The organism is Grimontia sedimenti (genome assembly GCF_011045095.1).
GTDB classification, from domain to species: domain Bacteria; phylum Pseudomonadota; class Gammaproteobacteria; order Enterobacterales; family Vibrionaceae; genus Enterovibrio; species Enterovibrio sedimenti.
In genome coordinates this window covers 381,367-394,371 of record NZ_JAALDL010000001.1, presented here as the reverse complement: position 1 = coordinate 394,371, position 13,005 = coordinate 381,367, and the positions used below count along the sequence as shown (strand labels likewise).

Below are 13,005 nucleotides of genomic sequence, written 5' to 3'. Positions count from 1 at the left end.
TCCTATTAATCTTTACGGAACATTTCAAGCATACGCTTGGTGACTGTGAAGCCGCCAAAGATATTGATGCTTGCAATGAGAACGGCGATAAAGGCGAGGAAAGAAACCACACCGTTGCCTTGACCTATTTGGAGTAGCGCGCCCACAACGATAATGCCGGAAATGGCGTTCGTTACAGACATCAGCGGAGTATGCAGAGCATGTGTCACATTCCAAACCACGTAGTAACCGACCACACAAGCCAATACAAATACGGTGAAGTGTGAAAGGAACGCTGGCGGTGCAACCGAAGCCACCCAACCAAATGCACCAAGTCCCACAGCCAGTGCTGCAATTTTCTTCACTGGTGAAGTTGGTTCTTCGACTTTCTCTTCTTTAGGAGCAATCGGTTCTGCTTTCGCTTGAGGTTGAGCAGACACTTGAATTGGTGGCGCAGGCCAGGTAATTTCGCCGTCTTTTACGACAGTCACGCCACGCAGAACCACATCTTCAAAGTCGATATCGATGTTGCCGTCTTTTTCTTTGCAAAGCAGCTTCATCAGGTTAACCAGGTTGGTACCGTAAAGCTGTGACGATTGGGTTGGCAGACGACCAACCATGTCGGTGTAACCAATAACTTTAACGCCGTTATCTGTTACAACCACTTTGTCTGCTTCTGTATATTCGCAGTTACCGCCGTTCGCTGCAGCGAGGTCAACAATGACGCTACCCGCTTTCATCGAATCGACCATCTCTTTAGTCACCAGTTTTGGTGCCGGACGGCCCGGGATCAAAGCGGTAGTAATGATGATATCAACGTCTTTGGCTTGCTCAGCGTATAGCTCAGCAGCTTTTTTATTGAAGTCATCAGACATTTCTTTCGCGTAGCCATCGCCACTGCCCGCTTGTTCCTGAAAATCGACTTGCAGGAACTCAGCGCCCATACTTTCAACCTGCTCTTTTACTTCAGGACGAACGTCGAACGCGCGAACAATTGCACCAAGGCTACCCGCGGCACCGATGGCTGCCAGACCAGCAACGCCAGCACCAGCCACAAATACTTTTGCTGGTGGCACTTTACCTGCTGCAGTGATTTGGCCTGTGAAAAAGCGACCAAATTCGTGGGCGGCTTCAACCACTGCTCGATAACCGGCAATGTTTGCCATAGAACTCAATGCGTCCAGCGCTTGTGCACGAGAAATGCGCGGCACAGAATCCATCGCCATAACATTGATTTTTTGGAGGATAGATCGTGCATCAAGGCTTCATTCTGGGCTGGCCAGATAAAGCTAATGAGCGTTGCGCCCTCTTTGATCAGATCAATTTCGTTAATCCCAGCCGCGTCGTCTTTGTGCGGTGCGTTAACTTTGAAGATAATGTCAGATTGCCAAACAGCGTCGGCATCAACGATTTTCGCTCCGGCCTGCTCGAAAGCAGCATTGTCAAAACTCGCCAGTTGACCAGCATCCTTTTCGACAACAACTTCGAAGCCCATTTTTAATAACTGCTCAACCGTTTTCGGTGTGGCAGCAACTCGCGTTTCATGCGCAAGTATTTCTTTTGGAACACCAATTTGCATAGTTAGTCCCTGACTATTGGCAGTGTAAGTAATCTGTTTGTAGCGAACTGAAAAAGCTTAATCAACAGTTTTGTAGGAAAAATACTAAAATAATCGATTGGCAAGCCCCTAACGAGGCAATTTTAATGACTTTTAGTAATAAAATAACGCCATTTAGTTAAGGCCAGAGGTCAGACCTGATTTGACGCATCACAACTAACTTGCTGATTTAATACTTATTAACTTTCCATTCACCTACATTTCTGCGACGTTCCGTATCCTTACGAACCGCTGGTGTACTTTTTGACCGAAATCCAATGTTTTTGCTTTGATCTCGGTCAGGTCTTATGAATCCCTAAGCAATACGCAACCGGATTCATCCATCAAAACATTCTTTCGCCCATTTGATCGATAAATAATTGAGACTTCTTGAGCATCAGTTCATTCGCCCCTTCTTCAGAAGGCAGAAGGTCTGAGCGAATGAAGCTGTGAGTTTTCAACTCACCATCGATTTCTTTGCAAATGCGCCCACTAATTCGATATTGGCCACCTTCTGATTTCGCTTCTGGATAAATCAAATAACCTTTGTATTCGGTTACCTCAGTTTCTTTCGTTGGTTTTTCTTTACTACTGAATAACCAGTCAAAAAGTCCCACGTTAAATCACTCTCAATATTTGAATCAAATCAGTAAATCATAGTGACGAAACGCCCAGTTTTTGTCCAGTACACAAATGGGGAAAATTGAGGTAGGAGCACGATAAATTGTTGAGGTGAAGAAAATAAAAAAGCGCTGACCTCATAGCCAACGCTTTTCTTCTTTTCGTATATCGAATTGTACTATTAGCGGATCAGCCCGATATCGCGCTTGATGTGCTCTGGAAGTTCATTCGTTGAACGAACTGCTTTATTCAGATCACGTTTGCGCACTACGTCCATCGCATGGGCAATCAATCCTTTGAAAGAAACCGCATAGTTTTTCTGCACTTTTTCTACAGAAGCAACTGCTGGAGCGAAGTTAACTGCCTGTGTCATAACCGCCTCACTATGTGATTGTCTTTACTGAGTAAATTCTAATCATTTGCTCATAGCAGATAAAATGACTTAAATTGCTCTTATCGATTAGTTTTTCTTATTCGAAATGATAATTCGGTCACCATACAACGAGCAAAATCGGGCACCAATTTGATTTAGAACAAACACATAGAGTAGATGCATGCATTATTAATAGTTATTTATCAATTTCATTTCAGTTTGTTAACATCTGATTTTAACAAACATGACGAGACCACCTTGCTTGTATTCCTAAGTAAACATTCCTCTGTTCTTCTTATCGCTGCCGCCTTTGCAGGTTTTGCATTGCCAGAACTTTCTGAATCTGCTCTACCATACCTTCCCTATGTATTATTTACTCTCATGCTGTTTACCTTGATGGGTATTGACCAGCGTGCACTCGTCAAATCGGTAGCTGACAAAGAGGCATGGCTTTACGCGCTGGTTCATAGTGGCGTCACGACACTGACGGTCACCGCTATAGGCACCGTGTTTGGAGCAAGCACCGAGCTCATGATGGCTGCCACCGCCGTTTGTGCGACAGGCACCCTGTTTGCGACCCCCGCCATCGTGCGTTCGGTTGGGTTTGAGCCCTTAAAAGCGATGGCTTTTACCATTACCAGCACACTAATGATGCCCGTTGCACTTTATATCAATCTGGCCCTCTTCAGTGCGGATGAATTCTCCCTCGATCTTCAAGATTATTGCATCAGGCTCGTCATATTCATTTTTGGTCCAATGTTGTTCTCCTACTTGGTTCACCAATCAATACCCGAAGAACGTTTAACGCGTATTCATGGAAAGCTGGCACAATTTACCATCATTCTGGTTTTTAGCTTTCCTTTTGGCCTAACCGGTCAATATCGTTGGTTATGGGATAGCGACAGATCTTTTGCCATCAACATGCTGTTTATTGCAGTGGCAATTTGCGTTTTGTTTTTCATGATCGGTCTAGCAATCTATTGGCATAAAGGCAGATCAGAGGCATACGTGGCGGCAATCACATCAGGGAACAGAAATGTATTACTCACCTACTCTGTTGCGGGTAGTTTCTTAGGGCCTTTGTATTTGCCGTTGATTGGAGCGCTGCAACTTCCTATCTATGTGCAGCCGATACTGGTGAAACTATTTTTGAAGAGAGACGGGAAGAGAACCGCTAAAGCATAGATTCATACTGAAGCGTGAGCATTACCCAAGTAACACGCCGTACCTGCCACTGGATTTGTTTTAATGTTATCGCCTGAATGGGCCCTGATTCAGTCAAGTTTGCTTATCTTTCGCTTAAAGACCTGCCGCAGGCACGAAGTAAACCAGTGATGCCCAGGCTGCAATCCAGAAAGCGATAAGTCCGAAATCCATCCAATCACGTTTTTCCACCATGACTTCCCCCTTAAACAACATCTTTGTTTATATATCGGTCAACGGATAAAGAAATTGAGTTATTTCTTCACTTTTTTATATAGACGGCAAATTTCCGCCATATATCTGTGCTGATGCAAATTTCGGGCACAAAACTAAAAGAAATGTGAAGCAGGAAGTGAAAAGTCAGGTGTAGGAACGATATAGGCGACAATCTTGCCGCCTAACTGTCAGATTTATCACAAGTAGCTCTTTGCTCAATCGTTAGACTGGCAAGGAAGGTAAGTTAAAAGATTTTCTTCTGGTGCCAACAGAGTGTCTTTCGTTCTGGCAAACTCAATAAAACTGTCGGCAAGAGTGACATAAATGGAACGAGGTAATTCGCTCATACATTTCAAAGAATCATAGCCTTCTTTTCCTTGCGACGTGTACGCCGAGGAAACCGCGATGTATGTCTTCTCTAATTCGACTGTTTTCCAGGTTCCACCTAGCGTTTGATATTCCAACTGTGTAATCCGCTGACCTTTGGGTTTGCAACATTCATAGGTATAACGCAGTCCAGCGGTGTAAGGAAAACTACCGTCTCCTGTGCCTTCTACGCCGTTATTCGTCGCGTTATTGATGGCGCCTTCCAGCGCCTGCATCACTTGAAGGCCTGTTGGCTTGTATAACATCAGATCGATGGCAAACGGCAAGAGTCTGCCCGCCACTTCTGCTGCAGTCAGCTTCCCATTCTCAAGGCTTACGCGAACACCACCCGCATTGTGAATAGCAAAATCGACCTCATAACCGCGCTCTCTTGCAGAATAAATCATCGCTTCACAAACTAATGGGGCAATCTGGCTGCCGCCGTTTTCATCTGGTACACGAATATGGCGTAATCGGGCAGGCAACTTAGTGACAACGTCACTCTTTAATTTATCTACAGCCGGGCGATATCGCTCGGCGATCACCTGCTTTATCCCTTCATCACCGCGACAATGAATAACATTCGGTTGTTCTAGCAAATACGCTTTGGCTTTCTGGAACGTTTCATCAGGAAGATTTTGGTCCCAGGACGCATCCATCGCCAAACTGCGGCCAAGCATCAGGAAGTTGCCACCGCTATGCGCTGTCACCTTTCCATTTCCATCTAGGGTGACTGTCAGCTTTCCAAGGGCAAGTGAATGGCATCCGGCTTGCACCACAAGGGTGTCGTTAATCTGACGGCCATAAGGTCCCATGTCGCCAAGACCAAGATTGCTAAAGTCACCCTGTAACACATGACTATGACCACCCACAATCACAGACAGACCCTCTACCTCTTCAGCCATTTTCAGGTCTTGGTCATATCCTAAATGGCTGAGCAAGATAATGTGTGGTGTGCCGATTTCCTCTTGGATGTACTTAACCGTGTTTATGATGGTTTCTTTAGAGTTGACGAATGGCGTGTCAGGATCTGGCATGGCGATATCGGCCATTTTATCCAGAGCTACGCTGAAGATAGCCACTTTCTTGCCGCCAAACTCTTTCGTAAGTACGCTGGCAATTTTCAGGTCTGGATCATAAGCCAGCAAAGGCGCTTTCCCTTTTACAGGAAACCGCTTGTTCGGGAGTTCTTTACTGACATCCCAGTTACCTGCCAGAAACGGAAAGGTAATTTGGTCGAGGAATTTTGAAACCGCAGCATTACCCAAATCTAATTCATGATTACCCAAAGCCATCGCATCCAGGTTCAACATGTTGAGTAAAGTGGCGTTGGCCTCGCCTTTAAACAGGCTGTAATAAAGCGTGCCTTGAAAGCAGTCCCCCGCATGAAGGAAAAGGAAGCCGTCCGTATCGTTTTGAGTTTCTTGTCTGAATGATTTAGCGACAGAAGCAATTCGGGCAAAACCACCTACATTGGCATAGATACGGTCTTCTAGGCCTGTTACAGCAAGCGAGATCGGCGTCGGTTCGAAATGAGAGTGAGTGTCATTGATGTGCGCAATAGATAGCGTGATAGGTGTGACGTTGGGCATGATTTCCTTTATGCGCTGCACAAAAACGAAGTGTATCAGAGTTTAATCCTAGTTCACACACATCACACTTTTATTGCAAGACTTGTTATGCAGGAGTCAACATATTGAGAACTCTAACGATACCGCCCAATATCAGGCTGAACATCGCGATGTACCACCATTTCATCTCGTCTCGGGAAAGGCTTTGCACATGAAACAGAACAACATTGAGCTGGTGCCAGTTCTCTGTTCGGGATGCGTATTGAAAAGCGCAGCGAATAAGCGCTACGACACCTGTCACGAGTAAGACAGTTTCAATCGCGTGTGCAATTACGAGTAACAAGTGAAAACTCCAGTTGTTTTGTCATTTAGAAATAAAACAAAAGAGTTAACGCTATTCAACATTTTGTTTACTTTCGCGCGTTTATTCGTGAAGCACGGTAGATAGATGTAAAAAAGGGAGCGCACTGCTCCCTCTGTTCTTCTGCCTGACTCAATCAGTCAACACACCATTTTGGTAGTCCGTTATGGCTTGATTAATCTCTTCCATTGAATTCATCACAAACGGACCATAATGAACAACGGGTTCATCAATGGGCATGCCGGATAAGATCAATACCCCCGACTCTTCGTTTGCCTTCAACGAAATAGCATCACCGCCAGAGAGTTGAACGAAGTGGCTTTGTTTGACTGACTCGCCCGCAACTTCCACCTCTCCTTTGTAGACATAAAGGTTTGCCTGATAGGTACTTGGCAACACAATCTCACGACTTTGATCTGATGCTGCACGCCAGTCCGCAACAAACACTTCGATACTGGTTTGTTGTAATGGGCCTTCAACAGGCACACCGTTACTGACTGCATGACCACCAATCACCCGCAGTAAGTTTTCGGTTTCACCATACTCATTAATTTCAGGTGACTGAAAATCGTGGTACTGCGCAGGGCGCATTTTTTTCGCTGCTGGCATGTTAATCCAGATTTGAAACCCATGAAGTTCACCATCACTCATGATCGGCATTTCACTGTGAATCACACCTTTGCCTGCACTCATCCATTGCGCACCGCCAGATTTAAGTTCACCAACATTTCCCATATGGTCACGATGCTGAAAATGCCCTTTAAGCATGTAGGTCAAGGTTTCAATACCGCGGTGAGGGTGCGGAGGAAAACCACCAATGTAGTCATCAGGGTTTACACTTTTCAGCTCATCAATCATCAGGAAAGGGCTGAACCTTGGGTCATTAAAACCATGTGCGCGGCTGATCTTCACACCATCGCCGTCCTGCGATGCGTGAGAGCGAATGACACGATGTACAGTTCTTGTTGTCATACTTAACTCCTTGGTTGAAGACAGTTTAGGCAACCCTGTTACAAGTTAACACCACCTTAAATCTAACGAGTCATTCAAATTTTTCGAACAAGAATTTGGGACTATTTGGGACTAGATGACGAAGAAGATTGGAACGAAAAAGAAATGCTTTGCGAATGCCATAGGTTTTGATATTTATCTGACTAATCGACATTCATGGATGAATATCAATGATTGAATGGCATGCCAATATCATGTGGCACCACACAGAGCCTTATCGTCGCTTCGGCGTGAATATTGGGCAACGAATGACTGTTTTTCGCCTAAACGATGACTCATTACTCGTTCACAACCCAGCCAGCCTATCCCCCCAACTTCAGGAACAACTCAAACGAATTGGAAAAATTAGCTGTATAACTACCGCCAACCTGCACTTACACCAGAACTTGTCTGATTGGTGGCTTACCTATCCGGAAGCGCGCTTTTTTGCAGCCCCCGGTCTTTACAACAAACGAACCGACTTAGGATTTGATGGGATTCTTAATTCCACCACGTCGACTTTGTGGCGTAACCAGCTTTACCAAACGGTTTTGAGAGGCAACGATGCTTGCGAAGAAGTGATCTTTTGCGACCCGAATAGTCGCACATTGGTGTTAGGTGAAAGCCTTTTGTTGCTACAGGAAGGTAGCTTTTTCAGGCAATTTGTCGGTCGCTTACTGGGATGCCACAATGAAGCCTGCGTCCCGCTTCCCTACCAAATACAAGTAAGAGAATCGAAGTTGCTTCGTCAGTCTTTGCAAGAAATTCTGACATGGCCTTTCGATCATATTCTCCCCGTTCACGGAGACCCCATTGTTTTCAATGGTAAGGAAAAGCTCGCCGCCGCGTATTTGTGGGCATTTCACGGAGATAGGAATTCATAGCCCTTTCAGATTGAATCGCTATAATGGCGGCACTCTATAAGTTATGGTTAGTTTTCACGCAATGAAGCAAAATATTCTCACCTTTTTCAAAGGAATGGCAATGGGTGCGGCAGATGTCGTTCCAGGCGTTTCTGGCGGTACTATCGCATTCATCACGGGGATTTATGACACTCTGCTAGAGAGCATCCGACGCGTAAACCCTTCTATTATTTCACTGTGGCGACGCGAGGGCTTTGGCGCAGTCTGGCAGCATGTTAACGGTACCTTCCTCGCATCCTTGCTGACTGGTATTCTCACGGCAATCCTGACACTGGCTAAAGCCGTCTCTTATGCCCTCGAGAACCACCCTATTGTTATTTGGTCATTCTTCTTTGGCTTGATCATCGCGTCCGCTATTCACATGATCAAACAAGTAGAGAAATGGTCCGTGGGTGAAATCGTATTGGCGATTGCAGGTGCTATTTTTGCCTACGGCATTACCGTTGCTAACCCTATCAGCATGGAATTTAGTATGCTGACGGTATTTATTGCTGGCTCAATCGCCATCTGTGCGATGATCCTTCCTGGTATTTCCGGTAGTTTTATTCTGCTTTTGCTTGGCATGTATGCGCCCGTTTTGGATGCCGTCAAAAGCTTCAACATTCCAATCCTTGCTTTGTTCGCTCTGGGCTGTCTTGCCGGTATTTTGTCTTTCTCTCACGTGCTTTCATGGCTGCTAAACAATTTCCGTAGTCTGACTATCGCCTTCCTCACCGGCCTTTTAATTGGCGCATTGGGGAAAGTATGGCCTTGGAAAGAAGCCATCAGCTTCCGCGTTAATTCGTCTGGCGAGCAAGTTCCTCTTGTTGAAAAGGTATTGTCTCCAGGCGCGTTTGAAGCCGCAACGGGGCAACCGGCGCTTATGGGTACTGCAATCGTCATGATGGTGGTGGGTTTCGTGCTGGTTATTGGGCTGGAAAAAGTGTCAGAAAAACTCGCTGACTAGTTTCTGAACGCTCTCATTGATAAGGCCTCTTTATGAGGCTTTTTTCGTTATTTAACCTGTCAATATGAGTACAATTGCTTTCATTTCAAGAGGTTTCTCACAGCCTCAACAACTATGAAATGATAAGCTGTTCACTCTTTGTTTTGGCTATAGCTCTTTTATGAATTTAACTGGCACCGGACGCCGACGCGGCGTTGAATTAATGGGTCTAGCGCTTGTTGTTGCCTTTGGCTACTTCTTTGCAGATAAAACCCTGTTTGATGAAGCAACACCTGCCATGCCATCGCCAGCACTAAACTGCACCATAGGCACAACTCCCTGTACGTTTGACCACGCAACCGTCTCGATGGCATCAGCCACGGCCGCTCCTCTTATTCCTACTGAAATCCGTGTGGAAGTTTCTAATGCAAGTGTCGATCACCTGATGGTAGAGCTTCAAGGCGTTGAGATGAACATGGGAATTTACAAACTCAAACTCTCTTCTGCAGGCAATAACCTGTATACAGGAGACTTGATGCTCCCAATCTGTATGGAAGATGAAATGACTTGGCGAGGCGTAGTCAAAAGCCCTGATAACGCTCTCTCTTTACCTATTGACGTAAGGATGGCTCGATGAAAGTAAAAGTTCTGGTTGTTGTCGCTGCTCTTTTGGCTGGTTTTGGTGCGCGATACCTCGTTGAGCAAAATGACAAATCTGCTGCTACCTCATCAGAAATCGGCCTACTTCAAAGTGGAACAGAAACCATCAACCTGTTTGATGAAAACGACGAAAGAGTGCGCGTGGTCTATTTCGGCTACACCCATTGCCCAGATGTATGCCCTACGTCACTGGCAATTCTCTCAGCATCACTCAAGTCTTTGCCTGAAGAAACACTCGAAGGTGTAAGGCCCGTATTCATCACGCTTGACCCTGAGCGAGATAATGGTGAAGCCGCCCAGGAGTACGCTGGATATTTTCATCCGAATATTGAAGGCGCCAGCACATCAACAGATAAAACGACGGCATTGGCTCGTAAATATGGCGTGCTTTACCAAATCACACATATGGAAGACTCTGCCATGGAATACGCCGTAGACCACAGCTCTTACTTCTATTTCCTGAACCCTAAAGGTGAGTTACTTGAAAAAGTGCCTCATACGTTGAATCCAAACATGGTTTCAGACGCCATTCTTAGGCTCACCACCCAAACACAATAAACACAATGAGATTTCGGCGACTTGTGGATACGGGTCGCGCTTATTTAACAGGAGTTTCCAATGAACTTTCGTGCTTCTCTTTTAGCAGCCGCATTCAGTGCTATTTCTTTTTCCTCTTTTGCCGCGATTGAAGTTTCAGAACCCTACGCACGCGCTACACCGCCACACGCGCCAAACAGCGCAGCTTTTATGATGCTGAAAAATAGCGGGGATGAAACTGTGTCGCTCCTTAATGCAAAAACATCCGCAGCGGGAGTTGTAGAACTGCATACCCATGCAATGCACGATGGCATGATGAAAATGCGCCAAGTAGAAAGTATCGAGGTACCAGCACAAGGCATGACGGAATTGAAGCCGGGTGGTTTACACGTAATGCTCTTTGATTTGCAAAAACCACTTAAGGAAGGTGAGACACTTCCGCTAACGCTAACCTTTTCAGATGGAACACAAATTACCCAAGAAGTGCCAATCAAGAAGGTTATGTCGGGCGCACATATGAAACACAAGCACTGAATTGGTCGTAAAATTGCCAAAGTTCTAATCTATTATGCTGATGACATGCTTAGTTTTTTAAGCTGTATCAACATTGAGGCGGATAAGCTGACGCCCAAGCGGCAGAATAGTAAAACCCAGTCTATGGTTATACTGCAGCCAGTTGTTTAAACAGGTAAATATAAAGCAGTAAGGCAACCCAACAAAAACGAAGAGGTTTTTACTATGAAAATTCGTCTCCTAGCAGTAGCAGCAATCGCTTCCAGCGCAGTACTCGCTGGTTGTTCAAGCAAATCAGGTCTTGAGCAAAGCGTTGCTGATCTGTCGTCTAAAGTAGACTCTCTGTCTAACCAAGTTTCAGCTCTACAAGGCGACGTAGCAGACGTAGCAGCGGCATCAGCGCTTTCTTATGATGAAGCGGCTCGTGCGAATGAGCGCATTGACAACATGGCGCAGTCTTACAGCAAGTAAGAACTACACCATATTCCCCCTATAATTCTGCGGCTCCTTCGGGAGCCGCAGCGTTTTGTGCGAAAGCGTTTCCTACCTCAATGGGTATACCTGATTGCACAGCAAGTGCTGCGCGATAACGGCTAAAATTCATCTGATTCGATTTCAGCCAATGTGTGATACGCGGATCAGGTTGCGTCAAAACTCGTTTACCCACTTCTGTTTCATCGATTGAAAGCGGTCGATGTGCTTCAACAAATACAGCGCCATCTGGCTCATAACTGGTTTTTACTGGCTCATTGATAATTCGAACCTTTTCACCCAATGCGACTTTCTCAAATAGCCAAACGATATCGCTCGGTCTCATACGAATGCAGCCTGCACTGACACGAAGCCCAATACCGAAGTCTTTGTTCGTGCCATGTATAAGATAAGAGCCGGTGCCATAAGCTAATCTCAGCGCGTGAGTACCAAGCGGGTTTTCAGGGCCAGCTGGTACCACATCTGGCAGCACAATATTGCGCTCTTCCAAATACTCTTTTCTCAGGCTTGCTGGTGGTGTCCAAGTCGGGTTTTCGCGTTTTTGGCTAATTTTGGTTGTCATAATCGGCGTTTCACGACCAACACTACCAATACCAATCGGGAATATATGAACCTTTTGGTTTTCCGTATCGAAGTAGTAGAGACGCAACTCCGCCAGATTGATAACGATACCATCGTAATCAACGTCAGGAAGGATCAATTGCTGTGGAATGGTGACAAACGTTCCCGGTTTTGGCAGGTAAGGATCAATTCCCGGGTTTGCAGAAAGCAAAGCCAAAAAACCGACGTTGTAGTCTTTGGCAATCAATTCGAGGTGTTCACCCGGCTTAACAATATGGACCGGGTTGTCCCCTATCAGACGTGTTTCGGCTTCTGGCCAGGCATACTCATTCGCCATCGATAACGTTGGTAGGAGGCTGGCAAACAAGACTGGGATTAGTTTACGCGCGAATTTCATCTCGCCTATTTCTCTCAAAATTTTTGATATTAGTTTCTTCTTAAAAGATAACACGAGATATGACCTTTGCTCTCTGCTATGCCTTTCAATACCCCTGATTATTCGCTGTTGTTTCTCACGGCCGACACACAAAGATAAAGAGCGCTTATCAGCGCTCTTTTAACAAGATTGTGCCTTGTACAAAACATGCTCAGAAGAACATGCGCAGGCCAAAAGCCCCTTCAAACTTGAAAGCAGCGTCATCCTGCCAATACCAGGTTGTACCCGCCTCGCCATAAAGTTCGATATCACCATGCCCCATTGGAACAGCTATCCCCAACCCAGCACGCGGACCCCATTTATGGTGTTTATCGTCTACCCATTGGGCACCTGTGTAAGCATAAACGGGTGCAAATTCTGGGCGGGCGAGCCAATCACCCAGATTAAAGGTTCCGTCGACAGCGACGCCGTTTTCTTCAATGCCGATTGATACACGAAGGTTATGCTGGGCAATGCTGACACCAGACATAGGAGAACCGATGAACACGCCCGCCGAAAGGCCTTGCGCTGAAGCCGGCATAGCCGATGATGCAAGTGCGAGCATAAAGATATAACGTTTCATTTGAAAATCCATTCCCGGAGCACGTTTGGAAACTGGCGGTTAAATAATCACTTAGTCAATGACTTCTCGTTCGACTTCACTCTACCCATCATCCATCGCAACTACCATACTGTAATGAA

Annotated in this window: 14 protein-coding genes and 1 pseudogene; 7 read left to right on the top strand and 8 right to left on the bottom strand. The window is 45.8% G+C overall.

Annotated features, from left to right (window positions below; all coding sequences use genetic code 11):
* Window positions 1–5: 5 nt before the first annotated feature.
* The 3 genes and pseudogenes from G5S52_RS01750 to G5S52_RS01740 form a co-directional block, all read right to left on the bottom strand.
* Window positions 6–1,558, bottom strand: a pseudogene (locus G5S52_RS01750) (Re/Si-specific NAD(P)(+) transhydrogenase subunit alpha).
* 362 nt (window positions 1,559–1,920) lie between these two features.
* Window positions 1,921–2,193 (bottom strand): HlyU family transcriptional regulator, encoded by a 273-nt coding sequence (locus tag G5S52_RS01745; protein ID WP_165011524.1) that lies wholly within the window; start codon window positions 2,191–2,193, stop codon window positions 1,921–1,923.
* A 185-nt stretch (window positions 2,194–2,378) separates the two neighbouring features.
* On the bottom strand, window positions 2,379–2,570 hold the full coding sequence (locus tag G5S52_RS01740) for a hypothetical protein (RefSeq protein ID WP_002535900.1): 192 nt from the start codon (window positions 2,568–2,570) through the stop codon (window positions 2,379–2,381).
* Window positions 2,571–2,951: 381 nt separating this feature from the next.
* Here G5S52_RS01740 and G5S52_RS01735 point away from each other — a divergent pair, with 381 nt between their 5' ends.
* On the top strand, window positions 2,952–3,755 hold the full coding sequence (locus G5S52_RS01735) for a hypothetical protein (RefSeq protein ID WP_165011710.1): 804 nt from the start codon (window positions 2,952–2,954) through the stop codon (window positions 3,753–3,755).
* Window positions 3,756–4,204: 449 nt separating this feature from the next.
* Here G5S52_RS01735 and G5S52_RS01730 read toward each other — a convergent pair whose 3' ends face one another.
* The 3 genes from G5S52_RS01730 to G5S52_RS01720 form a co-directional block, all read right to left on the bottom strand.
* Window positions 4,205–5,947 carry a bifunctional metallophosphatase/5'-nucleotidase gene (locus G5S52_RS01730; protein WP_165011523.1) on the bottom strand — a complete coding sequence of 581 codons (1,743 nt, stop codon included), beginning with the start codon at window positions 5,945–5,947 and terminating at the stop codon, window positions 4,205–4,207.
* 85 nt (window positions 5,948–6,032) lie between these two features.
* Complete coding sequence (locus tag G5S52_RS01725; protein ID WP_165011522.1) at window positions 6,033–6,269, bottom strand: hypothetical protein; 237 nt, start codon at window positions 6,267–6,269, stop codon at window positions 6,033–6,035.
* A 150-nt stretch (window positions 6,270–6,419) separates the two neighbouring features.
* On the bottom strand, window positions 6,420–7,259 hold the full coding sequence (locus G5S52_RS01720; protein ID WP_165011521.1) for a pirin family protein: 840 nt from the start codon (window positions 7,257–7,259) through the stop codon (window positions 6,420–6,422).
* 209 nt (window positions 7,260–7,468) lie between these two features.
* Between G5S52_RS01720 and G5S52_RS01715 the strand changes: the two genes are divergently transcribed.
* The 6 genes from G5S52_RS01715 to G5S52_RS01690 all read left to right on the top strand — a co-directional run bounded on the left by G5S52_RS01715 (window position 7,469) and on the right by G5S52_RS01690 (window position 11,306).
* On the top strand, window positions 7,469–8,161 hold the full coding sequence (locus tag G5S52_RS01715) for a methanol oxidase (RefSeq protein WP_165011520.1): 693 nt from the start codon (window positions 7,469–7,471) through the stop codon (window positions 8,159–8,161).
* 61 nt (window positions 8,162–8,222) lie between these two features.
* On the top strand, window positions 8,223–9,146 hold the full coding sequence (locus G5S52_RS01710; RefSeq protein ID WP_165011519.1) for a polyprenyl-phosphate transporter: 924 nt from the start codon (window positions 8,223–8,225) through the stop codon (window positions 9,144–9,146).
* Between the two features lie 160 nt (window positions 9,147–9,306).
* Window positions 9,307–9,762, top strand: coding sequence for a hypothetical protein (locus G5S52_RS01705; protein ID WP_235956043.1), 456 nt, complete (start codon window positions 9,307–9,309; stop codon window positions 9,760–9,762).
* Window positions 9,759–10,343: an SCO family protein gene (locus G5S52_RS01700; protein WP_165011518.1), complete on the top strand. Its 585-nt coding sequence runs from the start codon at window positions 9,759–9,761 to the stop codon at window positions 10,341–10,343. Before G5S52_RS01705 ends, G5S52_RS01700 begins: the two co-directional genes overlap by 4 nt.
* A 60-nt stretch (window positions 10,344–10,403) precedes the next feature.
* On the top strand, window positions 10,404–10,856 hold the full coding sequence (locus tag G5S52_RS01695; protein WP_165011517.1) for a copper chaperone PCu(A)C: 453 nt from the start codon (window positions 10,404–10,406) through the stop codon (window positions 10,854–10,856).
* A gap of 204 nt (window positions 10,857–11,060) precedes the next feature.
* Window positions 11,061–11,306: an LPP leucine zipper domain-containing protein gene (locus tag G5S52_RS01690; protein ID WP_165011516.1), complete on the top strand. Its 246-nt coding sequence runs from the start codon at window positions 11,061–11,063 to the stop codon at window positions 11,304–11,306.
* A 19-nt stretch (window positions 11,307–11,325) separates the two neighbouring features.
* Here G5S52_RS01690 and G5S52_RS01685 read toward each other — a convergent pair whose 3' ends face one another.
* A complete protein-coding gene (locus G5S52_RS01685; protein WP_165011515.1) occupies window positions 11,326–12,285 on the bottom strand; it encodes a L,D-transpeptidase family protein in 960 nt (319 codons plus the stop codon).
* Between the two features lie 190 nt (window positions 12,286–12,475).
* On the bottom strand, window positions 12,476–12,886 hold the full coding sequence (locus G5S52_RS01680; protein WP_046306394.1) for a hypothetical protein: 411 nt from the start codon (window positions 12,884–12,886) through the stop codon (window positions 12,476–12,478).
* Between the last annotated feature and the right edge of the window lie 119 nt (window positions 12,887–13,005).

Coding starts and splice junctions, on each gene's coding strand:
- G5S52_RS01740 (WP_002535900.1), bottom strand. CDS start 2,570: ATGACACAGGCAGTTAACTTCGCTCCAGCAGTTGCTTCTGTAGAAAAA.
- G5S52_RS01735 (WP_165011710.1), top strand. CDS start 2,952: ATGCTGTTTACCTTGATGGGTATTGACCAGCGTGCACTCGTCAAATCG.
- G5S52_RS01730 (WP_165011523.1), bottom strand. CDS start 5,947: ATGCCCAACGTCACACCTATCACGCTATCTATTGCGCACATCAATGAC.
- G5S52_RS01720 (WP_165011521.1), bottom strand. CDS start 7,259: ATGACAACAAGAACTGTACATCGTGTCATTCGCTCTCACGCATCGCAG.
- G5S52_RS01715 (WP_165011520.1), top strand. CDS start 7,469: ATGATTGAATGGCATGCCAATATCATGTGGCACCACACAGAGCCTTAT.
- G5S52_RS01710 (WP_165011519.1), top strand. CDS start 8,223: ATGAAGCAAAATATTCTCACCTTTTTCAAAGGAATGGCAATGGGTGCG.
- G5S52_RS01705 (WP_235956043.1), top strand. CDS start 9,307: ATGAATTTAACTGGCACCGGACGCCGACGCGGCGTTGAATTAATGGGT.
- G5S52_RS01700 (WP_165011518.1), top strand. CDS start 9,759: ATGAAAGTAAAAGTTCTGGTTGTTGTCGCTGCTCTTTTGGCTGGTTTT.
- G5S52_RS01695 (WP_165011517.1), top strand. CDS start 10,404: ATGAACTTTCGTGCTTCTCTTTTAGCAGCCGCATTCAGTGCTATTTCT.
- G5S52_RS01690 (WP_165011516.1), top strand. CDS start 11,061: ATGAAAATTCGTCTCCTAGCAGTAGCAGCAATCGCTTCCAGCGCAGTA.
- G5S52_RS01685 (WP_165011515.1), bottom strand. CDS start 12,285: ATGAAATTCGCGCGTAAACTAATCCCAGTCTTGTTTGCCAGCCTCCTA.
- G5S52_RS01680 (WP_046306394.1), bottom strand. CDS start 12,886: ATGAAACGTTATATCTTTATGCTCGCACTTGCATCATCGGCTATGCCG.